Source organism: Rhodococcus sp. PvR099 (assembly GCF_017833315.1).
In the GTDB taxonomy this organism is placed as follows: Bacteria; Actinomycetota; Actinomycetes; order Mycobacteriales; family Mycobacteriaceae; genus Rhodococcus_G; species Rhodococcus_G oryzae.
Genome location: NZ_JAFIBV010000001.1, coordinates 2,345,735 through 2,371,179 on the forward strand (window position 1 = coordinate 2,345,735; position 25,445 = coordinate 2,371,179).

Consider the following 25,445-nt stretch of genomic DNA (forward strand, 5'->3'; position numbering starts at 1 on the left):
AGGCTGGCGCCCATCACGGAGGGAGGGCACGGCATGAGCGCAGGGGGACACCCGGCGGCACTCGAGGCGATCGGACTGTCCAAGCAGTTCAAAACCGTTGACGCCGTATCGGATCTGAGCTTCACCGTGCCGCAGGGATCGATCACCGGGTTCCTCGGCCCGAACGGCGCAGGCAAGACCACCACGCTGCGCATGTTGCTAGGCCTGGTGCGGCCGACCGCGGGCACCGCCACCATCGCCGGCGTGCCGTTCGCGGCGCTCACACAACCCGCGCGCGTGGTCGGCGCTGTTCTCGATTCGCTGAGCCTGCACCCGAACCGCACCGCGCTCGGCCATCTCCTCGTCTACACCGCCGCGACCGGGCTCCCCGATTCGCGCGCGCGACAGGTCCTGGCGCTGGTCGGGCTCGAACAGGCCGCACACCAGAAGGCAGGCACCTTCTCGCTCGGCATGCGGCAGCGGCTCGCGCTGGCCACCGCCCTGCTCGGCGACCCCCAGATGCTGGTCCTCGACGAACCCGCGAACGGCCTCGACCCCGAGGGCATCGCCTGGCTGCGCGAGTTCCTCAAGGCATTCGCCCGGTCCGGCCGCACGGTCCTGGTCTCCAGCCACATCCTGCGCGAGGTGGAGCAGACCGTCGACCGCCTGGTCATCGTGAGCGAGGGCCGCCTTGTCTACCAGGGCGGCATCGATGACCTTCGGCGTTCTCGCCAGGGCCGCATCCTGATCGCGGGATCCGATCCCGCCACCCTTGCGATCGCCCTGGCCGCCAACGGGATCACCGACGCGCAGGTGCTGCCCGACGGCCGCCTGGCCGTCACCGGCGCCGAACTCGACACGATCGCCGCCATCGCACAGCCCGCAGGCGTGCGCATCTTCGGCGCCACCGCCGAGCCGGTCGACCTCGAGCAGGTGTTCCTGTCTATGACATCCGGCCGGTACGCGGCCGACTACCAGCCGGGCCAGCACTATGGAGGTCCCCGATGACCGCGCTGCTCACCGCTGAACTCCGCAAGGTCACCACCCTGCGCTTCTGGTGGGCCCTGGTGATCGCACCGCTGGCGGTCGCCCTGTTCGCCGGGGCGATCTTCGCGGCGGTCGACGACACCCTCACCACCGTGGACGCCGAACTCACCACCAGCGCGGCGAACGTCGGGCTCTTCATCACCATCGGCTGGGTGGCCCTGTTCGCCGGCCTCTTCGGCGCGGTGAACGCGGGTACCGAATTCCGGTACAGCACACTGACTCCCACTTTCCTCATGGCCTCGGACCGGGACCGGGTGCTCGCCGCGAAACTGATCGTGACGGCGGCCTTCGGCGCGCTGTACGCGATCGCGGCCATGGCGCTCGCGGCGATCTGCCTGACGGCGTTCGGCGGCGCACTGGAATTCGACGGCTCGTTGGCGGAACTGTTCGCCGCCGGGGTGCTGGCGTCCATCGCCTGGTCGCTGATCGGGGCCGGGCTGGGACTGGCGTTCGCCTCCTCGATCGGCGCGGCGATCGCGCTGCTGGCCTGGTATCCGGTCGGCGAGATGATCGTCGGCGCGATACTCGCCGGGTTCGGTGCGGGATCGGTCGCGGCGTGGTTGCCCGGCGCGCTCACCCTGTCCACCGTGCTGGGCGCGGCCACCGACGGGCTCTCGGACACCGCGCCGTGGCCGCTCGCGCCGATCGTGCTGCTGGCCTGGGCCGCACTGTCGGCCGGCCTCGGCTGGTGGCTGACGCGAGCCCGCGACATCACCTAGCCCTGAGGCGTCCGCGTCGGACCCCGGGGCTACCGTGGATTTCGATGGTGACCTCGGAGAGCAAACGCGGCTGGATACGTCGGCTGACGGCCGAATGCTGGGCCCACCGGACCGTCGTGCTCGGCGCACTCGCGGTCACGGTGATCGCCGCGATCATCGACATCTCGTTCCCGCTCCTGACCCGGATCGCGATCGACGACGCCACCAGCGGCGCCACCGAGATGATCGCGACCGTGGCCGCGAGCATCGCGGGGCTGGCCGTGGTCCGGTTCGGATGCCAGTTCGGCCGCCGGATGCTCGCCGGCCGGCTCTCCATCGATGTGCAGCACGACCTCCGCCTCGGTCTGCTCAGCTCGCTGCAACGCCTCGACGGCGCGGGCCAGGACCAGATCCGCACCGGGCAGGTGGTGTCCCGCTCGATCACCGATCTACAGCTGGTGCAGGGCCTGCTCGCCATGGTCCCGCTGTCCGCGGGCGCGCTGATCCAGTTCCTGCTCGCGGTCGTGGTGATGGCCTACCTCTCCCCCCTACTCACCGTCGTCGCGCTGCTCGTGGTGCCTGCGGTCTCGCTCGTGGTCTGGCTGATCCGACCCAAGCTGTACGCGGCCACCTGGTCCGCCCAGCAACGCGCAGCCGACCTCGCGCAGCACGTCGAGGAGACCGTCACCGGCGTCCGGGTGGTCAAGGGGTTCGGCCAGGAGGCCAGGGCGGTGCAGCGCCTCGAGGGCCTCGGCCGCGACCTCTACGCCGAACGGATGCGGGCCGCCCGGATCAACTCTCGCTTCACTCCGACCATGGCCGCGCTGCCGCAGCTCGGGCTGGTCGGGGTGATCGCCCTCGGCGGCGCGTTGGCGCTGCAGGGCTCGATCTCGGTGGGCACCTTCCTGGCGTTCGCGACCTACGTGGCGACGATGTCGAACATCAGCCGCCTGCTGTCGTCGGTGGTGATCATGGCCCAGCTGTCGCGGGCGGCGGTCGAACGCGTCTACGAGGTGATCGACACCGAGCCCTCGGTCGCGGACCCGGCGCACCCGATCCCGTTGCCCGCCGGGCCGATCGGGGTCCGGCTGCGCGGGGTCACCTTCGGCTTCGAGTCCGGCCGCGAGGTGCTTCGGGACCTTGACCTCGACATCGCTCCCGGCGAGACGGTGGCCGTCGTTGGCCGGGCCGGATCCGGCAAGACCGCGCTGTCGCTGCTGCTCCCCCGCTTCTATGCGCCCACCGAGGGCAGCGTGGGACTCACCTCGGACGGACAGGCCATCGACGTGGCGGACCTGCGGGCCGATCAGCTGCGCGAGGCCGTCGGGTTGGTCTTCGACGAGCCGTTCCTGTTCTCCGACACCATCTCCGCGAACATCGCGCTCGGCCGCTCCGACGCCAGCGCCGAGGAGATCGCGATCGCCGCGAAGATGGCGCAGGCCGACGAGTTCATCGAGGCGCTGCCCGACGGCTACGACACCGTCGTCGGCGAGCGTGGACTCACCCTCTCCGGCGGCCAGCGCCAGCGGGTCGCACTGGCGCGCGCGCTGCTGGTCGATCCGCGGCTGCTCATCCTCGACGACGCCACCTCCGCCGTCGACGCAGCCACCGAGGCCGCGATCTTCGACACCCTGCGCTCCCAACGCGACCGGACCACGCTGATCCTGGCGCACCGGCGCTCGACGCTGACCCTGGCGGACCGGGTCGCCGTCCTCGACGAGGGCCGGATCATCGACAGCGGGACGATCGCCGAGCTCGACGAGCGCTGTCCGTTGTTCCGGGCGCTGCTCGCCGACCCGGACCCGGAAGGCGCGCACTCGGACCCGACGCCGGTGCCGACGGGGCCCGAACCCACCGACACCCAACTGTGGCCCGAGACCGTGCCGTCCACCGAGTTCGACGCGATCGTCTCCGACAACCCGGCCGCGTCCGCGGGGCACGGCGGCGCCCCCGGCCGCGGCGGAGGGGGTGGCGGAGGCGGAGGGCCGATGGCGGGCGCCCTCGGCGACGTCGCGGCGACCCCCGAGCTGCGGGCCGCGGTCGAGGCGCTGCCGCCAGCGGTCGAGAACCCCCGGATGGACGATGCCGGCCTCCGCAGGCCCGATCCCGACTTCCGGCTGTCCTCGCTGCTGCGGCCGGTCCGCTGGATCCTCGCAGCGGTGGTCGTCTGCCTCGCGCTCGATTCGCTCGCGGGTGTGCTGTTCCCGTCGATCGTGAAGTTCGCCATCGATCACGGCGTGGTCCCCGACCAGCCGTCGGCGCTGTGGTGGGCCACCCTCGCGGGGGTCGCGCTGGTGGCCACCAACTGGGTGGTGGTCGCGGTGATGACGGTGATCACCGCCCGCGCGGGCGAGAAGGTCCTCTACGGCCTGCGCGTGCGCAGCTACGCCCACCTGCAGCGGCTCGGACTCGACTACTACGAGCGCGAGCTGTCCGGCCGGATCATGACGCGGATGACCACCGACGTCGACGCGCTGTCGTCGTTCCTCCAGACCGGCCTGTCAACCGCCGTGGTCAGCGTGCTGACCGTCGTCGGCATCTCGGTGGCGCTGCTGCTCACCGATGTCGTCCTCGCGCTCGTCGCCCTCGCCGTGGTGCCGCCACTGATCGTCGCCACCCTGATCTTCCGGCGGGTGTCATCCGTCGCGTACTCGGTCTCCCGCGAACGCATCTCCATCGTGAACGCCGACTTCCAGGAGAACATCGCCGGCCTGCGCGCCGCCCAGGCGTATCGCCGTGAGGACTTCGCGGCGGAACGGTTCGCCGCCAGGGCGGACAGCTACCGCCACAGCCGGATGCGCTCGCAGCTCGCGATCTCGATCTTCTTCCCGTTCATCACGCTGCTCTCCGACCTGGCACTCGCCGCCGTGGTCCTTGTCGGTTCGCGCGAGGTCGCGAGCGGCGACGCCACCGCGGGGACGCTCGTCGCGTTCGTCCTATACCTGGGGCTGCTGTTCGGTCCCATCCAGCAGCTCTCGCAGGTGTTCGACGGCTACCAGCAGGCGAGCGTCGGCCTCACCCGCATCGGCGACCTGCTGCGCACCTCGAGTTCCATCGAGACCGCCAACCAGCCCGACACCGTTCCCATCGAAGGCCACCTGCGCGGCGACGTCTCCTTCGGCGCCGTGAGCTTCCGCTACAGCGGTGCCGAACGGGAGGCGCTGAGCGGGGTGGATCTACGGATCGAGTCCGGCACCACCGTCGCTCTCGTCGGCAAGACCGGCGCGGGCAAGTCGACGGTGGTCAAGCTGCTCGCCCGGTTCTACGACCCGAGCACCGGTTCCGTTCGCGTCGACGACGTCGACCTGCGCGCCTATCCACTGCACCGATACCGCGGCCGCCTCGGTGTGGTCCCACAGGAGGCGCACCTCTTCTCGGGGGACGTGGCGAGCAACATCGCCTACGGGAAACCCGACGCCACCCGTGACGAGATCGTCGCCGCGGCCCGCGCGGTCGGGGCGCTGCAGACCATCGCCGGATTCCGGGGCGGGATGTTCCAGCCGATCGGGGAACGCGGCCAGGGCCTGTCGGCCGGGCAGCGACAACTGATCGCGTTGGCCCGCGCCGAGCTGGTCGACCCCGACCTCCTGCTGCTCGACGAGGCCACCGCGACGCTCGATCCCGCGACCGAGCGGACCGTGCTGGAGGCGGGCCGACTGCTCACCCGCCGGCGGACCGCGGTCATCGTGGCGCACCGCCTTGCCACCGCCGCCCAGGCCGACCTCGTGGTCGTGATCGACGACGGGCGGATCGTGGAGAAAGGACGGCACCGCGATTTGCGGCGTGCCGGTGGTCACTATGAGCGACTCTGGGATGCAGCGCAGAGCCAAGAAGGGAATAATTCGCGGGGACTAACCGTCATCGATAGTAGTGAACCCGGCGGCCTGAAGTGATGTACTTCACTCGGCGGGCGCCCGGTGCGCGCTCGTCACAGATGGGGTCTAGCCTCAGGTCTATCCGCGCTGATCTGGGACCAAGAGAGAAACGAGGCGAACACCTGCCGTGAGCAGCAGTTCTACGTCACAATTCGGACAGAACCAGTGGCTGGTCGACGAGATGTACCAGAGGTTCCAAAAGGACCCGGCATCAGTCGACGCGAGTTGGCACGAATTCCTCACCGATTACACGCCAGATGCTTCCGGAGCCGGCAACGGCGTGAGCAGCCCCGCTGTTCCCGCGGCGCCCGCCCCGACGAACGGCACCGCCGCACCCGCAGCGACGAACGGCACGCCGCCCGCCCCGGCCGCCGCCGCACCGCCTGCCGCCGCGCCCCCTGCCGCCGCACCCCCTGCCCCCGCCCCGGCAGCCCCGACGCCTGCCCCCGCAGCAGCCACACCGGCAGCAGCGCCCGCGCCCGCAGCCCCGGCCCCCGCTGCCAAGCCCGCGGCCGCGGCCCCGGCTCCCGCAGCCAAGCCCATGCCCGCAGCCCCGGCTGCCAGCACCGACGAGTCCAAGGTCCTGCGTGGCGCCGCGGCCTCGCTCGCGCGCAACATGTCCGCCTCGCTCGCGATCCCGACCGCCACCAGCGTGCGCGCCATCCCGGCGAAGCTGATGTTCGACAACCGCGTCGTCATCAACAACCACCTCGCCCGGACCCGCGGCGGCAAGATCTCGTTCACCCACCTGCTGGGCTACGCCATCGTCCAGGCCGTCAAGGCCTTCCCGAACATGAACCGGCATTTCGCCGAGGTCGACGGCAAGCCGAACGCGATCACCCCCGCGCACACCAACCTCGGTCTTGCCATCGACCTGCCCGGCAAGGACGGCAGCCGCTCGCTGGTCGTCGCCGCCATCAAGGGCACCGAGTCGATGAACTTCGCCCAGTTCCACGGCGCGTACGAGGACATCGTCCGCCGCGCCCGTGACGGCAAGCTCACCGCGGAGGACTTCGCCGGCGTCACCATCTCGCTCACCAACCCCGGCACCATCGGCACCGTGCACTCCGTGCCGCGCCTGATGCAGGGCCAGGGCGCCATCATCGGCGCGGGTGCGATGGAGTACCCGGCCGAGTTCCAGGGCGCCAGCAACGAGAAGATCGCCGAGATGGGCGTCGGCAAGCTCATGACGCTGACCTCGACCTACGATCACCGCATCATTCAGGGCGCGGAGTCCGGCGACTTCCTGCGGACCATCCACAACCTGCTGATCAGCGACGACTTCTACGACGAGCTGTTCCACGCGCTGCACATCCCGTACGAGCCGGTGCGGTGGCGCCAGGACATCTCCGCGACGGACATCGACAAGAGCACCCGTGTTCTCGAGCTGATCGCGGCGTACCGCAACCGCGGACACCTGATGGCGGACACCGATCCGCTGCAGTTCGTCAAGGACAAGTTCCGCAGCCACCCCGACCTCGACGTCACCACCCACGGCCTGACGCTGTGGGACCTCGACCGCCAGTTCAACGTCGGCGGCTTCCACGGCAAGCAGCGGATGAAGCTGCGCGACGTGCTGTCGATCCTGCGGGACGCGTACTGCAGGCACATCGGCGTCGAGTACACGCACATCCTCGACCCCAAGCAGCAGCAGTGGCTGCAGGAGCGCGTCGAGGCCAAGCACGTCAAGCCGACCGTCGCTCAGCAGAAGTACATCCTGAGCAAGCTCAACGCCGCCGAGGCCTTCGAGACCTTCCTGCAGACCAAGTACGTCGGCCAGAAGCGGTTCTCGCTCGAGGGCGCCGAGTCGGTCATCCCGATGATGGACGCCGTCATCGACCAGAGCGCCGAGCACGAGCTCGACGAGGTCGTCATCGGCATGCCGCACCGCGGTCGCCTCAACGTGCTCGCCAACATCGTCGGCAAGCCGTACTCGAAGATCTTCACCGAGTTCGAGGGCAACATGAACCCGGCGGCCGCACACGGCTCCGGCGACGTGAAGTACCACCTCGGCGCCGAGGGCACCTACATCCAGATGTTCGGCGACAACGACATCAAGGTCTCGCTCACCGCGAACCCGTCGCACCTCGAGGCCGTCGACCCGGTCCTCGAGGGTCTCGTCCGCGCCAAGCAGGACATCCTCGACAAGGGCGAGGAAGGCTTCACCGTGCTGCCGCTGATGCTGCACGGCGACGCCGCCTTCGCCGGTCAGGGCGTGGTCGCGGAGACGCTGAACCTGTCGCTGCTGCGCGGCTACCGCACCGGTGGCACCGTGCACATCGTCGTCAACAACCAGGTCGGCTTCACCACCGCCCCGGAGCACTCGCGCTCCTCGGAGTACTGCACCGACGTCGCGAAGATGATCGCCGCACCGGTCTTCCACGTGAACGGCGACGACCCCGAGGCCTGTGTCTGGGTCGCGCAGCTCGCCGTGGACTACCGCGAGGAGTTCGGCAAGGACGTCGTCATCGACATGATCTGCTACCGCCGCCGCGGCCACAACGAGGGCGACGACCCGTCGATGACGCAGCCGGCGATGTACGACCTGATCGACACCAAGCGCAGCGTCCGCAAGAGCTACACCGAGGCCCTGATCGGCCGTGGCGACATCTCGCTCAAGGAAGCGGAAGACGCGCTGCGTGACTACCAGGGTCAGCTGGAGCGGGTGTTCAACGAGGTCCGCGAGCTGGAGAAGTTCAAGCCGGAGCCGTCGGAGTCGGTCGAGCTCGACCAGACCCCGCCCGCCCGCCTGACCACCGCCGTCGAGCCGGCCGTCCTCGAGCGGATCGGCGACGCGTTCGTCAACGTGCCCGAGGGCTTCACGGTGCACCCGCGCGTCAAGCCGGTCATCGAGAAGCGCCAGGAGATGTCGCGCGACGGCAAGATCGACTGGGCGTACGCGGAGCTGCTGGCGTTCGGTTCGCTAGTCGAGCAGGGCGCGCTGGTGCGCCTGACCGGTCAGGACTCGCGCCGCGGCACGTTCACCCAGCGCCATTCGGTGCTCATCGACCGCAAGACCGGCGGCGAGTACAACCCGATCTCCGCGATCGCGGCGAACGCGGGCAACGGCGGCAAGTTCATGGTCTACGACTCGGCACTGACCGAGTACGCGGGTGTGGGCTTCGAGTACGGCTACTCGGTGGGCAACCCCGACGCGCTGGTGCTGTGGGAGGCGCAGTTCGGCGACTTCGTCAACGGCGCCCAGACGATCATCGACGAGTTCATCTCCTCCGGTGAGGCCAAGTGGGGCCAGCTCTCCGACGTCGTGCTGCTGCTGCCGCACGGCCACGAGGGCCAGGGCCCGGACCACACGTCCGGCCGCATCGAGCGCTTCCTCCAGCTGTGCGCGGAGGGCTCGATGACCGTGGCGGTGCCGTCCACCCCGGCGTCGTACTTCCACCTGCTGCGTCGTCACCACCTCGACGGCATCCGGCGTCCGCTGGTGGTCTTCACCCCGAAGTCGATGCTGCGCAACAAGGCCGCGGTCAGCGATCTCGCGGACTTCACCACCGGCAAGTTCCGCTCGGTGTTCGAGGAGCCGGAGTACGAGACCGGTGGTGGCGAGCGCGACAAGGTCAAGCGCGTGCTGCTGGTCAGCGGAAAGCTGTACTGGGAGCTGCTGGCCCGCAAGCAGAAGGACAACCGCGAGGACATCGCGATCGTGCGGATCGAGCAGCTGTACCCGCTGCCGAGCCGGCGCCTGCGCGAGACCCTCGACCGGTACCCGAACGCGACCGAGTTCCGTTGGGTCCAGGAGGAACCGGCGAACCAGGGTGCCTGGCCGCTGTTCGGCCTGGCGCTGCCGGAGCTGATCCCCGACAAGCTGACCGGCATCAAGCGGATCTCTCGCCGCGCCATGTCGGCCCCGTCCTCGGGCTCGAGCAAGGTGCACGCCGTCGAGCAGCAGGAGATCATCGACGAGGCGTTCAAGCCGATCGCATAGCTTGACCGCACCCGATTTGCCACTGAGCCGGGTCGAATTCACTCGCAGGAGCGGATTCGACCCGGCTTCGTGGTATCTCGACCTGCCCTCGATCGGCGAACTGTGCAGGGACGGACTCGATTTCACCAGCCCGGTGACGGTCGTCGTTGGCGAGAACGGTGTCGGCAAGTCGACCTTGGTCGAGGCCGTCGCCGGCGCCTGGCAGAACGGATTCCGCGGCGCCCAGGACCGGCTGTGGTCGGCGGGCGGCAGCGCCGAGGACACGGACCTGCCCCGTCATCTCACCTGCATCGGGGCGCAGCCCAGGCCATACGGCGGCTGCTTCCTACGGGCCGAGTCCATGCACTCGCTCTTCGACCGGGCCGACACCGATCGCGTCCGGGACACCGATCAGGGGCTCAACGAACTCTCCCACGGCCAGTCGTTCCTGCGCTACGTGGCGGACCGGCCGATCGGTGTCGGCCTGTGGATCCTGGACGAGCCGGAGGCCGCGCTCTCGTTCCAGTCCTGCCTGGCGCTGCTCGGGGTGATCAAGGACCTGGCGGCCGAGGGCTCCCAGGTGATCATGGCGACCCACTCCCCCGTGCTGGCCGCCTGTCCCGGCGCCGAGATCTGGGAGCTGACCGAGGACGGCATCGAGCACCCGCGGTGGGACAAGCTCGACCTGGTCCGGAACTGGCGCTCATTCCTGGACGGCCCCGACCGGTTCCTGCGGCACCTGTAGCGGCTGCGCCGCCCGTGCGCGAGTCGTACCCCTACCGGGGTGAAACGCGCGCACGGCAGCGACCCCGAGCACCGTGGCTGCGATCAGGGCGCCGCCCGCCGCGAGGGTGAGGACGTCGGGGTCGGTGAGCGGCTGTCCCCGCAGCGCCTGCCACGACAGCAGCGCCAGCAGGCCCGTGTAGCCACCGGCGAGCACCCCCATCACCGCTGCCCGCGAGCCCTCCTCCCGGAGCCACGCGACGCGCGGGGCGAGCGCCGCCAGCACGACCGCGGCCAGCAGCAGGACCTGCAGCGCGTGCAGCCCGACGAAGTGAGGGATGCGCAGGTCCCCACCGGTGGTGCTCCAGTTGGTGATCGGCATGCCGGGTCGGTCGTCGGTAGCTCCGACGGTGTGCCGGGCGCCGAGCTCGACCATGCGACCGTTCGCGTCGCGCGCCGTTTGATCGCCCTGGAAGCCCACCATGTACGCGATCGCCATTCCGGCCAGCGCGAGCCACAGCCCGGCCTTGATGGCCCTGGTGGTCGGGCGGTCGGCCAGCCGCTGCCGCAGCAGGATCACGGCGATCACGAGGTTGGCGGCGAACAGCCCCAGCACGCCGAACCCGAAGATCGTCTGCCCCACCGAGTTGACGATGTCGTCGGAATTGTTGAAATGGCTGAAGGTTCCGCGTGCCGCCTGGACCGCGACGAAAGCGACATCGGTGAGGCCGGCCACCGCGAAGACGAGAGCCAGCAGGCGCGTCCAGCGACTCCCCCGGTGCGGCAGGTTCAGCAGCCACGCCAGGGTCGCGCCGTAGAGCGCGAAGGCGATCGCGAACTTGAACGGTTTCACCCAGACCGACACCCCCAGCAGTGTGCGGTCGTCGACCACCATGCCGACGGCGCAGGCGAACGCGAGCAACATCATCGCGGTGACCATCACCATGAGGGGCCGCTGCCGGGCGAACAGGGAGCGAACCTGCGATCCGAGGGTGTCCATGCACCGACGGTATGGACGCGGACCCGATCGGCGCGTCCCGCTGCGGAGTGAGATCGGATCCCATACCCAGGTATGAGGGCACGTCGCGGATCTCCCGGGCGAGATCTGCCCGTCACGCGCCCAGCAACGCCGCCGCCTCCGAGCTCAGCGCCACCGCGGGCAGGGCGGTGACGATCAGGTCGATCAGTTCCTCGCGGGCGATCTCGGGATCCTTGAGCCAGCTGATCGTGGCCTCCTCGACGAACGCGATCCAGCCACGGACCGCGAGGGTGATCCTGGGTCCCGGTTCGATGCCCAGCTTCGGCAGCTGCAGGGTGATCCGTTCCGCCATGATCGCCCGGGTCCGCTCGAACTCGTCGCGCATCTCGGGGTCCCCGCTCGCGGTGCCGCGGAGCAGCGAGACGTAGGTGTTCCGGTTCTCCGAGACGTAGTCGACATAAGAGGTGATCGCGGACCTCAGGATCTCGAGCGGCTCCAGGCTGAGGTCTGGTTCGGTGTGGGCGAGCATCTCGACGTTGGTGTGGCGCACGATGGCGAGATGGAATTCGCGCTTGGACGCGAAGTAGTGGAAGAGCAGTCCGCGGGAGACGCCGGCCTGGTCCGCGATCTCCTCGACCGAGACCTGCTCGAGGGGTCGCTCCGCGAGCATGCGCGCGCCCAGGTCGATGAGCTGAGCGCGCCTCTCCTCCGGGCTGAGCCGGGTGCGCTTGGTGACCGCCATGACCATCAGCTTACTGAATTTTTGTCAATAAGCTATTGACTGCTACTCAACAAGCCCCTACTGTGTGGTACATGAGTCTTCCAGTTACAGACACCGCCGTGAAGCCGGGTGGAGCTCCGCGACACGTCGACACGCTGATCATCGGCAGTGGCTTCGCGGGCCTCGGCGCCGCGATCAAGCTGGTACAAGAGGGCAAGCGGGACTTCGTCGTCCTCGAGCGCGGCAGTGAGGTGGGCGGCACCTGGCGCGACAACACCTACCCCGGCGCGGCCTGCGACGTCCCGTCGCATCTGTACTCGTACTCCTTCGCACTGAATCCGACCTGGACCCGGTCGTTCTCCAAGCAGCAGGAGATCCAGAACTACATCAGCACCGTCGCTCGCAAGTACAACGTGCTCGACAAGCACGTCTTCGACTGCGACGTGCAGGAGGCGCGCTGGAACGACGTCAGCGCCCGCTGGGAGGTACAGACCTCGCAGGGCGCCTTCACCGCCAAGATCGTGATCTCGGCCGTCGGCGCGCTGTGCGAGCCGTCGCTGCCGGACATCAAGGGCATCGACGGCTTCGAGGGCGAGATCTTCCACTCCGCACGCTGGAACCACGACGCCGACCTGGCGGGCAAGCGCATCGCCGTGATCGGCACCGGCGCCTCCGCCATCCAGATCGTCCCCCAGCTCGCCGCGAAGGCCGGCCGGCTCGACGTCTACCAGCGCACCGCGCCGTGGGTCCTGCCCCGCGCGGACCGCGAGTACACCACGCTCGAGAAGCTCGCGTTCAAGTACGTCCCCGGGTTCCAGAAGCTCTCCCGCACCGGCATCTACTGGATGCGCGAGACCCAGGTCGTCGGCCTGGCCAAGGCCCCGATCTTCATGAAGCCGCTGCAGTTCGCTGCCGAGCGCCACCTGCGCATGCAGATCAAGGACCGGGACCTGCGCGAGAAGGTCACCCCGAACTTCCAGATCGGCTGCAAGCGCATGCTGATCTCCAACAACTACTACCCCGCGCTGACCCAGCCGAACGTCGACCTGGTCACCGACGGTATCTCGGAGGTCACGGCCAACGGCATCGTCGACCGCAACGGCGCCACCCGCGAGGTCGACGCGATCGTGGTGGCCACCGGCTTCCACGTGACCGACTCCCCCACCTTCGCAGGCATCATCGGCAAGGACGGCCGCTCCGCCGCGGAGGTCTTCGAGGCCAGCGGGCAGCAGGGCTACAAGGGATCGGCGATCGCCAACTTCCCCAACATGTTCTTCCTCGTCGGCCCGAACACCGGCCTTGGCCACACCTCGATGGTCTTCATGATCGAGTCGCAGCTCAACTACGTCATCGACGCGATCAACACCATCGAGCGCAACGGCATCGGGACCATCGAGGTCCGCCAGGACGTGCAGGACGCCTACAACAAGGACCTGCAGGACAAGCTCGCGCGCAGCGTCTGGAACAACGGCGGCTGCGCCAGCTGGTACCTCGACAAGCACGGCAACAACACCACGCTGTGGCCGGGCTTCACCTTCCAGTTCCGCAACACGACAAAGAAGTTCGACCTCGCTGCGTACCGCAGCGTGGCCACCAAGGACCTGCCCGCGATCACCGGCGACGAGATCGCCGCCGAAATCGAACGCGGGACGGCATCCACTGTCGGCACCGCCGACGACGATGAGAAGGTTGTTGCACAGTGAGCGATTTCGCAGGCAAGGTCGTCGTCATCACCGGAGCGGGATCCGGCATCGGTCGCGCGCTCGCGCTGAACCTGGCCAAGAAGGGCGCGCGGCTCGCCCTCTCCGACTTCGACAGCGTCGGTCTGGCGGAGACCGTGCGCCAGGTTGAGGCGCTCGGCGCCGAGGTCAGGTCCGATCACCTGGACGTGACCCAGCGCGAGGCCGTGCTGCAGTACGCCGAGACGATCGCGGCTCACTTCGGCAAGGTCAACCAGATCTACAACAACGCGGGTATCGCGTACCACGGCGAGTTCGAGAAGTCCGAGTTCAAGGACATCGAGAAGATCATGGACGTGGACTTCTGGGGAGTCGTCAACGGCACCAAGGCATTCCTGCCGCACCTGCTCGCCTCCGGCGACGGTCACGTGGTGAACGTCTCCAGCCTGTTCGGCCTGCTCTCGATGCCCGGCCAGTCCGCATACAACTCCGCGAAGTTCGCGGTTCGCGGCTTCACCGAGTCGCTGCGGCAGGAGATGCTGATCGCCAAGCACCCGGTCAAGGTGACCTGTGTGCACCCCGGCGGGATCAAGACCGCCATCGCCCGCAACGCGACCGCCGGGCCAGGGGAGGACCTCGCCGCCTTCTCCGAGTTCTTCGACAAGAAGCTCGCGCGCACCACGCCCGAGCAGGCCGCGAAGGTCATCGTGAACGGCGTGCAGAAGGGCAAGGCGCGGGTGCTGATCGGCGCCGACGCCAAGTTCCTCGATGCCTGGGTCCGCCTGGTCGGCTCGAGCTACCAGCGTGTGGTCGCCGAGATCGCCGGCCGCGTGATGCCGAAGGGGAAGTAGCCCAGTGGTGTTCCTGCCCCGACCGCTGGTCGCCGCCAACCTCGGCGCGTTCTACCGGGTGGCGCTGCACGCGAAGATGCCGGTACCCGCGGCGCGCGCGCTGCTCGACGCCGGATCCCCGCTGCAGCGGCTCCCGCGCGACACCGTCGTGCGCGAGCTGACCCTGGCAGGCCGCAGGGCCGAGCGCATCACGGTCGGCGCCAGCGAGCGCCGCACCGCCGTGCTGTACCTGCACGGCGGCGGCTACACCCTCGGATCGCTCGCCACCCACCGGTCGCTCGCCGCGTACCTGGCACGGGAGTCCGAATCCGCGGTGTACCTGCTCGACTACCGTCTCGCCCCGGAGAATCCGTACCCGGCCGGGCTGGAGGACGCGGTCGACGCGTACCTCGAGCTGCTGGTCGAGCACGGGTACACCGCCGATCAGGTTGCCATCGCAGGGGATTCGGCGGGCGGCGGACTGTCGCTGGCCACCGCGCGGCGCCTGATCGACGCGCACGACGTGCACCCGGCGGCCCTCGGATTGATCGCGCCCTGGGTCGACCCCGGCGCCCGCGACGCCCCGAAGGATCGCGATCTCGTGGTCAACACGGCGTGGTCGTTCGTCGCGGCCGAGGCGTACCTCGACGGGGGCGACCCGACCGACCCGGGCTTCGCGCCGCTGCATGCCGACATGGAAGGCCTGCCGCCGACCATCGTGCACGTCGGCACCTCCGAGGTGCTGTACCCACAGGTGGTGGAACTGGTGGGCAAGCTGCGCGCCGCCGACGTCACGGTTCGGTTCACCGAGTACCCGAAGCTGTGGCACGTCGCGCATCTGCAGGCGTCGATCCTGCGGGAGGCCAACGACGCCGTGCGCGAGCTCGGCGGCTTCCTACGCGAGGCGCTCGAACGCACCAGGGTCTAGCTCACGCATCGAACGGGTGGTTACCGGGACGATTGCCGAGACGCGAACCCGGTAACCGCCCGTTCGTGCGTCACCGCCGCCAGCCGTCTACCTTCGGCGCCTGCGCACGGCGACCCAGCCGATGAGCGTGCCGCACAACACGACTCCGGCCACCGCCACGGCGATCACGGCGGTCGACGAACTCGAGTCCGAGGTGCCTGCCCCGCCCGCCGCCTCGACCACCACGGTGTCGGCAGCAGGACCGCCGGTGGGCGGGGCGTTCACAGCCTGCGTCGTCGCGTTCTCGCCGAAGATCCCGTTCGCAACCCCGGACGAATACGAGGGACCCTCCTCAACCTTCCCCCCGACAGTCAGGTCCAGCCGGATCGGCACCGGACGCTTCTCGCCCTCCGCCGCAGTCGAGCCCACCTTGACCGCGATGTAATACGACCCGGCCACGGCTTCCTTGCGGGTGTCCAGGACATCGGATGTGCGGTTGTTGTAGCGGATCGGCACCGTGGCGAATGCCCCGTTCGACGGCAGCATCCGGTCGGTGCCGGTGTACGACCCGGTATCCAGGTCGATCTCCTCGCGGACCGGGGAGTACACGGCGGTCTGGATGTTGGAGATGTTCTCCACGCCTCGGCCGCCGTTCTCCCCGTAGTGCACCCGATACGCGAGCCCCTGCCCCCAATCCAGCGGAACCCGGTAAAACACGAACTCGCCGGGCTGCAGGGTGTCGGTGTACCGACCACTGCCGTCGAGCTCGGTGGCCACATTGAAGGACCCGCCGCCGACGACCGGGGTACCCGGACCGGCCTGCTCGGTAGAGGCGATCGGCGGAGCCACGGCGATCGGCCCGGGATCGGTTGCGGCGGGCTCGATGCCGATGAGCAGTTCGATCGGCAGCCGTTCCGGCACACCGTGGGACACCGTGGCCCAGGTCGGCGCGAAGTAGTAACGCCCGCCGCCCCTGCACTTGTCGGCACCGCTGCCGTCGTCCGCGCGCTTCTCGGTCGCCCCGTCGAAGGTCTCGGCCACCGTCAGTGCCGCGCCATCGCTCGAACTCGTCACCTGTTCGAACACGAACTCGTTGCAGTCTCGGCCGTCCCTGCCGTAAACCCGCAGGTTGAGAACATTCATGTCCTCGGTGCTCGAGATGTCGGGCAGGCGGGGAAAGGAGATCGTGCCGCTGAAATAGGCGGTGGCCCCGTCGGGAACATCGACCGCGTAGTAGCGCGTCTCCTTCTGGCCCATGGTGTCGAGGTATTGACCGGGCTTCGCCACCGGGGCGGTCTCGTACGTGGGCGTTCCGGCGATCGGTGTCCCGGCCGCCGTGTAGTTGCGCAGCGCAGCGGCCGTTACCCGTGGCAGCGTCCGCTCCAGCGCGGGTCCGTCGGCGGCGTCGGTGTAGGTGCCGCCGGTGGCCTGCGCCATGCAGGTGAGCTGGGCGCGGGCCTTTCCGTCCACCGCGAAGCCGATCGCGTGCATCACCAGGTCGACGCCTCGCTGTTTCAACTCCCTGGCGACCTCACACGGATCCGGTGGGGAACAGGTGTCGTCGCCATCGGAGACGAGCACGATCGAGCGCGGTCCCGAGTCCGGGAGGGCGGCGGCCGCCTGGCGCATTGCGGTGCCCATCGGCGTCCACCCGCTGGCCTTGATTCCGTCGACCGCATTGGTCAACGCGGCACGGTCAAGGGTGTCGGGCTTGTGCAGCACCTGCACGTCACGACATCCTGCGGACTTGTCCGCCTCGGTGTTGCCTGTGCCGGTGCCGTACACCGTCAGTCCTACCTTCGATTCGGCAGGCGCGGCGCCGACAAAGGTGCGGACGGCGTTCTTCGCGGCGTCCATCATCGTGCCCGCCGGATCGGGACGTTGCATGGATCCGGACGCGTCGAGAATGAGCATGGTCGGCGCATACTGCGGAGCCGACTCGGAGCTCGCCTGCGCTTGGACAGGTGGTGCGGCAATCGAAAGGCCGATCAAGGCCAGCGCCAGCCCTGCGATCAGCTTGGTCGGTAACTCGGCAATCCTCGGCATTGGCCCCCGCCTGCTTTGTGTGCTCTGCTGCATCGGGGTTCGACATTACAGACGCGATTCGGGCGGCCTCATTGCCCACCGATCACCGACAGAGCCGATCCGCCTGGTTGCCGGATCCGCTTCCGCGGCAGCTCACTACGTGCAGGGGATCCTCTCAGCGAGCCGCCCGCCATTCGTCCGCGGCCTGCTCGGGGGTGAGCTCGCCTACGCGAACCCGCTCCGCCATCGACGCCAGGTCGTCCGAGGTCAGCTCGCCCGCAACGACGTTGAGCGCCTTGACCTGATCCTCGGTGAGCACGCCGTTGCGCATGAGGGGCACCACGTTCTCCGCGGGTGCCGAATCATCGGCCTCCAGCTCCGCCTCGCTGTAGTCGGAGACCGAGAGCCCCTCCGGCAGAGACCTGTTCAGCTCCTCGAAGACCTCATCGGGATCGGTGAGCGCCGAGTCCGGCTGGAAGTAGTGCAGGAGCTGCCCGGTGAAGTCCGGCACCAGCGTGATGTCCGCCGCCCCGAGTCCCTCCACGTACTCCGCCCTGGTCTCCGGTGAACCCACCTCGACAGGGGATCCGGTGCCACGCAGGATCCCCGCGTAGATCTCCGCGACGACCTGTGACTCCGCGCTCTCCCCGGATCCGACGGTGATCGCCGCCGGTGCCTGCGTCTGGTCGAGCCGGGAATTGTCCACCGTGCATCCGGCGAGCGCGCACACAACGGCCGCGGACATCGCTGTCATCGCGGCCTTCCTCCACCGAGCCGTCATGGCGCGCCACGCTCCCTCTCCTCACCCAGCGAATGTCCTCCCTATCGTTACACTCGGTGGCCAGCACCATCTCGAGCGGCCGAGAGATCCGGCTTGTCGACGCCGCAGCAACCAGTCCGAAGGGGACGGGTGCTACCGCCGGAACCGATGGAAGGACGCCATGAGGTTCTCAGCTCTCCGCTCCGCCCGCCTGCGCTCGATGGGCATTCCGCAGGCTCCACGCCTGCGCTCGATGGGCATTCCGCAGGCTCCACGCCTGCGCTCGATGGGCATTCCGCAGGGTCCACGCCTGCTCCCCTTCGCCGTCGTCGCGGCGGTCACCTCCCTTGCCCTCGCCGGCTGCGGCGGTGACTCCGACCCGCTCAGCAGCAGCGGAGGCACCAGCTCGGACCCGAACGCGATCATCGTGGGGTCGGCGAACTTCCCCGAGTCCGAGACCGTGGCGAACATCTACGCGGAGGCACTGCGTGCCAACGGCTTCGACGTGCAGACCAAGCTGAACATCGGCAGCCGGGAGACCTACATCCCCGCGGTCAAGGACGGGTCCATCGACGTGATCCCGGACTACACCGGCAATCTGCTGCAGTACCTCGACAAGGACACGACCGCGACCAGCGCCGCCGAGGTGGACGCGGCCCTGCCCGCGGCGCTCGGCCCCGACCTGGCGATCACCACGCCCGCGCCAGGTGAGGACAAGGACGCGGTGGTTGTCACCCGCGAGACCGCCGACAAGTGGCAGCTGACCTCGATCGCGGACCTGGCGCCGCACTCCGCCGAGGTGAAGTTCGGCGCACCCGCCGAGTTCCAGGAGCGCGCGGGAGGGCTGCCCGGACTCGAGGCCGACTACGGCCTCGTCATCAGCCCGCAGAACTTCGTGCCGATCGCGGACGGCGGCGGACCGGCCACGGTGGCCGCCCTCTCCTCCGGCCAGGTCACCGCGGCGAACATCTTCACCACCTCGCCTGCCATCGCCAAGAACAACTTCGTGGTCCTCCAGGACCCGAAGTACAACTTCCCGGCGCAGAACGTGGTGCCGGTGCTGCGCGCCGACAAGCAGTCCGAGAAGCTGGCAGCGGTCCTTAATGCGGTGTCGGCCAAGCTGACCACCGACGAGCTCATCGCACTGAACACCTCGGTCTCCGGCGACTCGAAGACCGAACCGGACGCCGCCGCCACCGAGTGGGTGTCGGCCAAGGGGCTCGACAAGCCGGTGTCGTAGGCGGCAGGCCTTGATCTCTTTCGAGTCGGTCACCAAGCGCTATCCGGACGGCACCACCGCTGTCGACAATCTCGACCTGGTCATCGACCCCGAGTCCTTCACCGTGTTCGTCGGGCCGTCGGGCTGCGGTAAGACCACGTCCATGCGGATGATCAACAGGATGATCACGCCCACCTCCGGCAAGGTGATCGTGAACGGCCAGGACGTCACCCGCACGGACGCGGTCAAGCTCCGCCTCGGCATCGGCTACGTGATCCAGAGCGCGGGCCTGTTGCCGCACCGGACCGTGGTCGACAACGTGGCCACCGTGCCTGTGCTGCGCGGCGATTCGCGGCGCGCGGCCCGCAAGGCCGCGCTCGAGGTGCTCGAGCGGGTCGGACTCGACCCCGCACTGGCCACCCGCTACCCGTCCCAGCTCTCCGGCGGCCAGCAGCAGCGCGTCGGCGTCGCAAGGGCGCTGGCGGCCGACCCGCCGATCCTGCTGATGGACGAGCCGTTCAGCGCGGTCGATCCGGTGGTCCGCGAGGACCTACAGGCCGAGATGCAGCGCCTGCAGGCCGAACTGCGCAAGACCATCGTGTTCGTCACCCACGACATCGACGAGGCGGTCCGGCTCGGCGACCGCGTCGCGGTGTTCGGCCCGCACGGCAGGCTCCAGCAATACGCCGATCCGCAGACCGTGCTCGCTTCCCCCGCAACGGATTTCGTCGCCGACTTCGTGGGACGCGATCGCGGGTACCGCGGGCTGTCGTTCCGACCCGCCGACGAGGTGCCGGTACACGAGATCCGCACCGCCGTCGAGTCCGAGCTCGCCGCGCTTCGCCTCGACCAGGGCGAGTGGGTGCTCGTGGTCACCGAGGACGGCGCGCCGCGCGGCTGGATCGACGTCACCGGCGTCGAGGGCATCCGGGCAGGCAACACACTGGCCGAGAGCACATCCGCGGGCGGTTCGTTGTTCACGCGGGGCGGGGACCTGCGGCAGGCGCTGGACGCTGCGATCTCGTCGCCGTCCGGAATCGGCGTCGTGGTGGACGAATCCGGCTCGGTGGTGGGCGGGGTCAACGGATCCGAGGTGATCCGCAAGCTCGCGGACCAGCGACAGGCCGAGGACCGGGCCAGGAACCGGCACTTCTTCAACGGCGAGACGGCCGGCTGATGCGCTGGTTGATCGACAACTTCTCGCAGGTTGTCGACCTCGCGAAGACGCACCTCTACCTGGCGCTGCTGCCGCTGCTGATCGGGCTGGTGATCGCGGTGCCCGCCGGCATCGCCATCCGAAATGTCCCGTGGCTGCGCAAGACCACCATGACGCTCGCCTCGCTCGCGTTCACGATCCCCTCGCTCGCGCTGTTCGTCACCATCCCGCCCCTGCTCGGGCTGAACATCCTCGACGAGATGAACGTGGTGATCGCGCTGTCGATCTACTCGACCGCGCTGCTGGTGCGCGCGGTGCCCGAGGCGCTCGACTCGGTGCCAGAGTCGGTGATCGACTCGGCCACCGCGATGGGCTTCACCCCGCTGCGCCGCGCGCTGACCGTCGAACTGCCGCTTGCCGTCCCGGTCCTGATCTCCAGCATCCGGGTCGTCGCCGTCACCAACATCTCGCTGGTGTCGGTCGGCTCGCTGATCGGCATCGGCGGACTAGGTGAACTGTTCACCAAGGGCTACCAGCGCGACTACCCGGACCAGATCCTGGCGGGGATCATCGCGATCGTCTTCCTGGCGTTGGTGATCGACGGCCTGCTCTACCTCGCGGGTCGCGTGCTGACGCCCTGGACCAGGACCGCCCGCAGCCGCAAGGCCGAGGAGCCGGCCGCGGTCCTGCGCGCGACGGAGGGCCCCGCATGAACCTCTTCGGCTCCGCCTTCGACTTCATCGCCGACCCGTCGAACTGGTCCGGCCCAACCGGCATCGGCGCCCGCATCGTCGAACACCTCTGGTACAGCCTGCTCGCGGTGGCCGTCTCCGCGGCCATCGCGATCCCACTGGGCCTGCTCATCGGGCACTTCCGCAAGGGCGACGCCATCCTGGTCGGTCTGGTCAACTCGCTCCGCTCGCTACCGACCCTCGGCATCCTGACGTTCCTGGTGCTGCTCCTCGGGCTCGGCCTGATCCCGCCGATCATCGCGCTGGTCCTGCTCGGCATCCCGCCGATCCTGGCAGGCACCTATGCGGGCGTCGCGAACGTCGACCCTGTCGTGGTCGACGCCGCGCGGGCGATGGGGATGACCAGGGCACAGGTGCTCGGCCGGGTGGAGGTCCCGAACGCGCTGCCGCTGATCGTCGGCGGGCTGCGCAATGCGACGCTGCAGGTCATCGCCACGGCCACGGTCGCCGCCTATGTCAATCTGGGCGGACTGGGGCGGTACATGTTCGACGGCTTGGCGCTCGGTGACTATGCCCGCGTCCTGGTGGGTGCGATCCTCGTCGCGGCGCTGGCCCTGATCCTCGACGGCATCCTCGCGGTCGCGGTGTGGGCCTCGGTACCCGGCACCGGGAGGCTGCGCCGCACGCCGACGCTGAGCTGAGCCCGCGTCCGGCAAGACCGGACACCCCGAACGCGAAGGGGCCCCATCGTGCGGTGTCAACCGCACGACGGGGCCCCTCGAGCTCTGGGCTGGAGGCTCAGGCCTGGGCGACGCCCTCGGCCTTGGCCGCGGCCGCGACGGCCTCGGCGACCGCGGGGGCGACCCGCGGATCGAGCGGGCTCGGCACGATCTTGTCGACGGCCAGCTCGTCGGCGACGACGGACAGGATCGCCTCCGCCGCGGCGAGCTTCATGCCCTCGGTGATGCGGCGGGCGCCTGCGTCGAGCGCGCCCTTGAACACGCCGGGGAAGGCGAGCACATTGTTGATCTGGTTCGGGAAGTCGCTGCGGCCGGTCGCGACGATCGCGGCGTGCTTGCGTGCGATGTCCGGGTGGATCTCCGGGTCCGGGTTGGACATCGCGAAGATGATCGCCTCGGGGGCCATCGTCGCGATGATCTCCTCCGGCACGGTGCCCGCGGACACGCCGAGGAACACGTCGGCGCCGTCGAGCGCCTCGACGATGCCGCCGGTGCGGCCTGCCGGGTTAGTGCGGGCGGCGAGGTCGGCCTTGATCTCGTTCAGGTCGCCGCGGTCGCTGGACACGATGCCCTTGGAGTCGAGGACGGTGACGTCGGCGATGCCGGCCGCGAGCAGGATGTTCGCGCAGGCGACGCCTGCCGCGCCCGCACCGGAGATCACCACGCGCAGCGCGGTGATGTCACGGTCCTGGACCTTGACCGCGCCCTTGAGCGCGGCGAGCGCGACGATGGCGGTGCCGTGCTGGTCGTCGTGCATGACGGGGCAGTCGAGGGCCTCGATGACCCGCTTCTCGATCTCGAAACAGCGCGGGGCCGAGATGTCCTCGAGGTTCACGGCGCCGAAGCTCGGGCGGAGCCGGATGAGGGTCTCGACGATCTCGTCGGGGTCCTTGGTGTCGAGCACCAGCGGGATCGAGTTCAGGCCCGCGAATTGCTTGAACAGCGCGGACTTGCCCTCCATCACCGGCAGCGAGGCGCGCGGTCCGATGTCGCCCAGTCCGAGCACCGCGGTGCCGTCGCTCACGACGACGACGAGACGGCTGGTCCACGTGTAGCGGTCCGCGAGCGTCTCGTCCGCCGCGATCGCGCGGCTGACCTGTGCCACACCGGGCGTGTATGCGATCGACAGGGCGCGCTGAGAATCGAGGGGGGCGGTCGTCTCGACAGAGAGCTTGCCGCCGACATGGCCCGCGAAGATCTCTTCGTCGGTCAGCTCAACCTTTTTCGGTGTGGTTGCTTCAGACACAAGAGACACGATTGCACTCCTACTCATGCCGCTCCCACTCGGGGGCGGGTTACTGGGAAGTAGCAGCGCCGAGGTGGAAATCGACGCAGCCGCAGGTTTTTGGTCGAGATGGGGGTGAGGCTAACCGAGGGTGCACGATCAATTCCCGATTGGTCTACGGGCCGCTGCACTCAACTCGGAAGCGCGAAGGCGCCAGGCGGGGTGAGCCCGGGCGCGAAATCTGCCGCTGGTGAATCCGACTCTCGCTCCGTTACCGGGGGGTAGCACCGGCGCGAAGTGCAACAAGTGTGCCACCGCGGCCTCACCGCACGCAAATCTCACCGGTGAGTAGCTTTTTTGGTGAGCTAACGCCACCACTGGGTCCACAGCAACAGGCCTGTGACCAAGAACACGCCCACCGAGCCGAAGACGGCCGTGACACCCCGCCGGTGATCGGCCACCCGCTGCGCCAGCAACACCAACACGACCGCGACGATGTGCGCGCCGACCGAGACCTTCCCCGGCCCCGGGAACCCGCGCTGGCCGCCGAGATACGACGTGCCGAGGACGACCACCGCCAGCACCACAACGCCCGCCGCCATGGCACCGCTCAGCGCCCGCAGTCCGCGGGCGACTCCCCCGCTGCTCTCTGCGTGGTCCTCGTACTCGTCGACCGACACGTCCCTACCCACCTGCGATGAATCCGCGGACCGAGTCCGCAATGAGCTGCACCGCGATCGCGGCCAGCAGGAGTCCGGCGATCCTGGCCAGCAGCGAGATTCCGCTCACGCCCAGCAGCCGGATCAGCACCGTGGAGAACCGCAGCACCACGAACAGGATGAGGTGAATCGTCAGAATCGCCAACCCCACGGCCAGCGGGGCACCCGAATGCCCCTCGGCCTGGTTCACGAAGACGATCACCGCGGCGATCGCGCCGGGCCCCGCCATCAGCGGCGTCCCGAGCGGCACCAGCGCGACGTTGACGTCCTCATTGCCCTTCGGCTGATTCGCGTCCCGGCCGGTCAACAGCTCCAATGCGATCAGCAACAGCAGCAGGCCGCCCGCGCCCTGCAGCGCGGGGATCCCGATGTGCAGGTAGTTGAGGATCGCCTGGCCGCCGATCGCGAACACCGTGATGACGGCAAGCGAGACCGCGGGCGCCTGCCATGCGGCCCGGTTGCGCGCCTCCTTGCTCTTGCGGCCGACCAGGGACAGGAAGACGGGGATGGCGCCCGGCGGGTCCATGATCACGAAGAGAGTGATCACGGCCGTCATGTACAGGGTCGTGTCGAAGGACATCAGCACTCCTCCCTCATGCCGAGATCACGTCGATGCCGGTGGCCCTGGCCACGATCCGTTCGAACTCGCTGGGCGCGGTGAGAAATTCGCCGAGCTTCACCGCCTTGTTGACGCCGTGATAATCCGAGGACCCGGTCACGATGAGTCCGTGTTCGCGGGCGATCCCGGCGAGGATCTCCCGATCCGCGGGCAGGTGGTCGTGATGGTCGATCTCCACCCCTGCGAGACCGTCCGCCACGAGTTCGCCGATCTGCTCCATCGCGAGCAGGCGGCCGCGGCTCGCGGCCCGCCCGTGCGCGATCACACTCACCCCGCCCGCGTCGGACACCATCCGCACCGCCTCGGGCAGCGGCGTATCCGCCTTGTGCACGTAGTAGCGGCCACCGGTCTTGAGCAGGTCACCGAACGCCTCGTCGACGGATCCGACCACCCCCGCCGCCACCAGCGCCCGCGCCAGGTGCGGGCGACCGGCCGCGGGCCCCGCCGCAGCCATCACCTCGTCCGGGTCCACCGGCAGGCCGTCGAGTGCCATCCGCTCGGCCATCGCCCGCAGCCGCGACGTCCGCTCGGATCGCAGCCGTCCACGTTCCGCGGCGAAGGCCGCGTTCGTCGGGTCGAAGAGGTAGGCGAGCAGGTGAACCGCGACCGGCCTGCCGTCCTCGCCGCGGCCCTCGCACGACATCTCCATGCCACGGACCAGGCTCAGCCCGGCCGGCAGCGCGGCGGCGGCCTCCGCCCAGCCGGCGGTGGTGTCGTGGTCCGTCAGGGCCACCACGTCGAGCCCGGCGTCCGCGGCGTGCCGCACCAGGTCAGCGGGGCTGTCCGTCCCGTCCGAGGCAGTTGTGTGAGTGTGGAGGTCGATGCGCACCGAGCCATTGTCTCAGGCTGTGGGAAGCGGTTCGACACCTCGCAGCTCAGCGTCCGCCCGATTCCACCGGGGCTAGGATTGACCCCAGATCATCGCCGGGC

General features: G+C 69.1%; 20 protein-coding genes and 1 riboswitch. Of the genes, 12 read left to right on the forward strand and 8 right to left on the reverse strand.

Features of this window, described 5'->3' with window-relative positions:
* Window positions 1–33: 33 nt before the first annotated feature.
* The 5 genes from JOE46_RS10600 to JOE46_RS10620 all read left to right on the forward strand — a co-directional run bounded on the left by JOE46_RS10600 (window position 34) and on the right by JOE46_RS10620 (window position 10,266).
* Window positions 34–987 (forward strand): ABC transporter ATP-binding protein, encoded by a 954-nt coding sequence (locus JOE46_RS10600; RefSeq protein ID WP_097212487.1) that lies wholly within the window; start codon window positions 34–36, stop codon window positions 985–987.
* Window positions 984–1,745, forward strand: a complete 762-nt coding sequence (locus JOE46_RS10605) for an ABC transporter permease (protein ID WP_209927192.1) — start codon at window positions 984–986, stop codon at window positions 1,743–1,745. The genes JOE46_RS10600 and JOE46_RS10605 overlap by 4 nt, the downstream gene beginning before the upstream one ends.
* Before the next feature lie 44 nt (window positions 1,746–1,789).
* Entirely contained in the window at window positions 1,790–5,617 is a 3,828-nt protein-coding gene (locus JOE46_RS10610; protein WP_209927194.1) for an ABC transporter ATP-binding protein, read from the forward strand.
* 109 nt (window positions 5,618–5,726) lie between these two features.
* Window positions 5,727–9,542, forward strand: a complete 3,816-nt coding sequence (locus JOE46_RS10615; protein ID WP_209927195.1) for a multifunctional oxoglutarate decarboxylase/oxoglutarate dehydrogenase thiamine pyrophosphate-binding subunit/dihydrolipoyllysine-residue succinyltransferase subunit — start codon at window positions 5,727–5,729, stop codon at window positions 9,540–9,542.
* 22 nt (window positions 9,543–9,564) lie between these two features.
* Complete coding sequence (locus tag JOE46_RS10620; protein ID WP_209929061.1) at window positions 9,565–10,266, forward strand: AAA family ATPase; 702 nt, start codon at window positions 9,565–9,567, stop codon at window positions 10,264–10,266.
* On the opposite strand, the gene JOE46_RS10625 is transcribed toward JOE46_RS10620, so the two are convergent.
* Window positions 10,225–11,244, reverse strand: a complete 1,020-nt coding sequence (locus tag JOE46_RS10625) for a hypothetical protein (RefSeq protein ID WP_245221018.1) — start codon at window positions 11,242–11,244, stop codon at window positions 10,225–10,227. The two genes, JOE46_RS10620 and JOE46_RS10625, sit on opposite strands and share 42 nt — an antisense overlap.
* 112 nt (window positions 11,245–11,356) lie before the next feature.
* Window positions 11,357–11,965, reverse strand: a complete 609-nt coding sequence (locus JOE46_RS10630; protein ID WP_097212613.1) for a TetR/AcrR family transcriptional regulator — start codon at window positions 11,963–11,965, stop codon at window positions 11,357–11,359.
* 71 nt (window positions 11,966–12,036) lie between these two features.
* Between JOE46_RS10630 and JOE46_RS10635 the strand changes: the two genes are divergently transcribed.
* The 3 genes from JOE46_RS10635 to JOE46_RS10645 are packed head-to-tail and all read left to right on the forward strand — an operon-like array spanning window position 12,037 to window position 15,381.
* Window positions 12,037–13,647: an NAD(P)/FAD-dependent oxidoreductase gene (locus JOE46_RS10635; protein WP_097212491.1), complete on the forward strand. Its 1,611-nt coding sequence runs from the start codon at window positions 12,037–12,039 to the stop codon at window positions 13,645–13,647.
* Window positions 13,644–14,474 (forward strand): SDR family oxidoreductase, encoded by an 831-nt coding sequence (locus tag JOE46_RS10640; protein ID WP_097212492.1) that lies wholly within the window; start codon window positions 13,644–13,646, stop codon window positions 14,472–14,474. The genes JOE46_RS10635 and JOE46_RS10640 overlap by 4 nt, the downstream gene beginning before the upstream one ends.
* 7 nt (window positions 14,475–14,481) lie before the next feature.
* Window positions 14,482–15,381 (forward strand): alpha/beta hydrolase, encoded by a 900-nt coding sequence (locus tag JOE46_RS10645; RefSeq protein WP_374102892.1) that lies wholly within the window; start codon window positions 14,482–14,484, stop codon window positions 15,379–15,381.
* Between the two features lie 87 nt (window positions 15,382–15,468).
* Here JOE46_RS10645 and JOE46_RS10650 read toward each other — a convergent pair whose 3' ends face one another.
* Window positions 15,469–17,406 (reverse strand): VWA domain-containing protein, encoded by a 1,938-nt coding sequence (locus JOE46_RS10650; protein ID WP_209927196.1) that lies wholly within the window; start codon window positions 17,404–17,406, stop codon window positions 15,469–15,471.
* A gap of 154 nt (window positions 17,407–17,560) precedes the next feature.
* The gene (locus tag JOE46_RS10655; protein ID WP_108168840.1) at window positions 17,561–18,139 is read right to left on the reverse strand and encodes a glycine betaine ABC transporter substrate-binding protein; all 579 of its coding nucleotides are present in this window, start codon (window positions 18,137–18,139) and stop codon (window positions 17,561–17,563) included.
* Between the two features lie 90 nt (window positions 18,140–18,229).
* Window positions 18,230–18,320: riboswitch (SAM riboswitch) on the forward strand.
* Between the two features lie 111 nt (window positions 18,321–18,431).
* Between JOE46_RS10655 and JOE46_RS10660 the strand changes: the two genes are divergently transcribed.
* The 4 genes from JOE46_RS10660 to JOE46_RS10675 are packed head-to-tail and all read left to right on the forward strand — an operon-like array spanning window position 18,432 to window position 21,913.
* The gene (locus JOE46_RS10660; RefSeq protein WP_097212496.1) at window positions 18,432–19,385 is read left to right on the forward strand and encodes an ABC transporter substrate-binding protein; all 954 of its coding nucleotides are present in this window, start codon (window positions 18,432–18,434) and stop codon (window positions 19,383–19,385) included.
* A gap of 10 nt (window positions 19,386–19,395) precedes the next feature.
* Window positions 19,396–20,541 (forward strand): ABC transporter ATP-binding protein, encoded by a 1,146-nt coding sequence (locus JOE46_RS10665; RefSeq protein ID WP_209927198.1) that lies wholly within the window; start codon window positions 19,396–19,398, stop codon window positions 20,539–20,541.
* A complete protein-coding gene (locus JOE46_RS10670) occupies window positions 20,541–21,233 on the forward strand; it encodes an ABC transporter permease (RefSeq protein ID WP_097212498.1) in 693 nt (230 codons plus the stop codon). Before JOE46_RS10665 ends, JOE46_RS10670 begins: the two co-directional genes overlap by 1 nt.
* Complete coding sequence (locus JOE46_RS10675) at window positions 21,230–21,913, forward strand: ABC transporter permease (protein ID WP_097212499.1); 684 nt, start codon at window positions 21,230–21,232, stop codon at window positions 21,911–21,913. The genes JOE46_RS10670 and JOE46_RS10675 overlap by 4 nt, the downstream gene beginning before the upstream one ends.
* A 97-nt stretch (window positions 21,914–22,010) precedes the next feature.
* Here the strand turns inward: JOE46_RS10675 and JOE46_RS10680 are convergent, their stop codons facing one another.
* The 4 genes from JOE46_RS10680 to JOE46_RS10695 form a co-directional block, all read right to left on the reverse strand.
* Window positions 22,011–23,207, reverse strand: coding sequence for an NADP-dependent malic enzyme (locus JOE46_RS10680; protein WP_097212500.1), 1,197 nt, complete (start codon window positions 23,205–23,207; stop codon window positions 22,011–22,013).
* Window positions 23,208–23,542: 335 nt separating this feature from the next.
* Window positions 23,543–23,857, reverse strand: coding sequence for a hypothetical protein (locus JOE46_RS10685; protein WP_257017537.1), 315 nt, complete (start codon window positions 23,855–23,857; stop codon window positions 23,543–23,545).
* 4 nt (window positions 23,858–23,861) lie between these two features.
* Window positions 23,862–24,476 carry a MarC family protein gene (locus JOE46_RS10690; RefSeq protein ID WP_077042423.1) on the reverse strand — a complete coding sequence of 205 codons (615 nt, stop codon included), beginning with the start codon at window positions 24,474–24,476 and terminating at the stop codon, window positions 23,862–23,864.
* A gap of 13 nt (window positions 24,477–24,489) precedes the next feature.
* Window positions 24,490–25,344: a PHP domain-containing protein gene (locus JOE46_RS10695; protein WP_097212501.1), complete on the reverse strand. Its 855-nt coding sequence runs from the start codon at window positions 25,342–25,344 to the stop codon at window positions 24,490–24,492.
* Window positions 25,345–25,445: the final 101 nt, after the last annotated feature.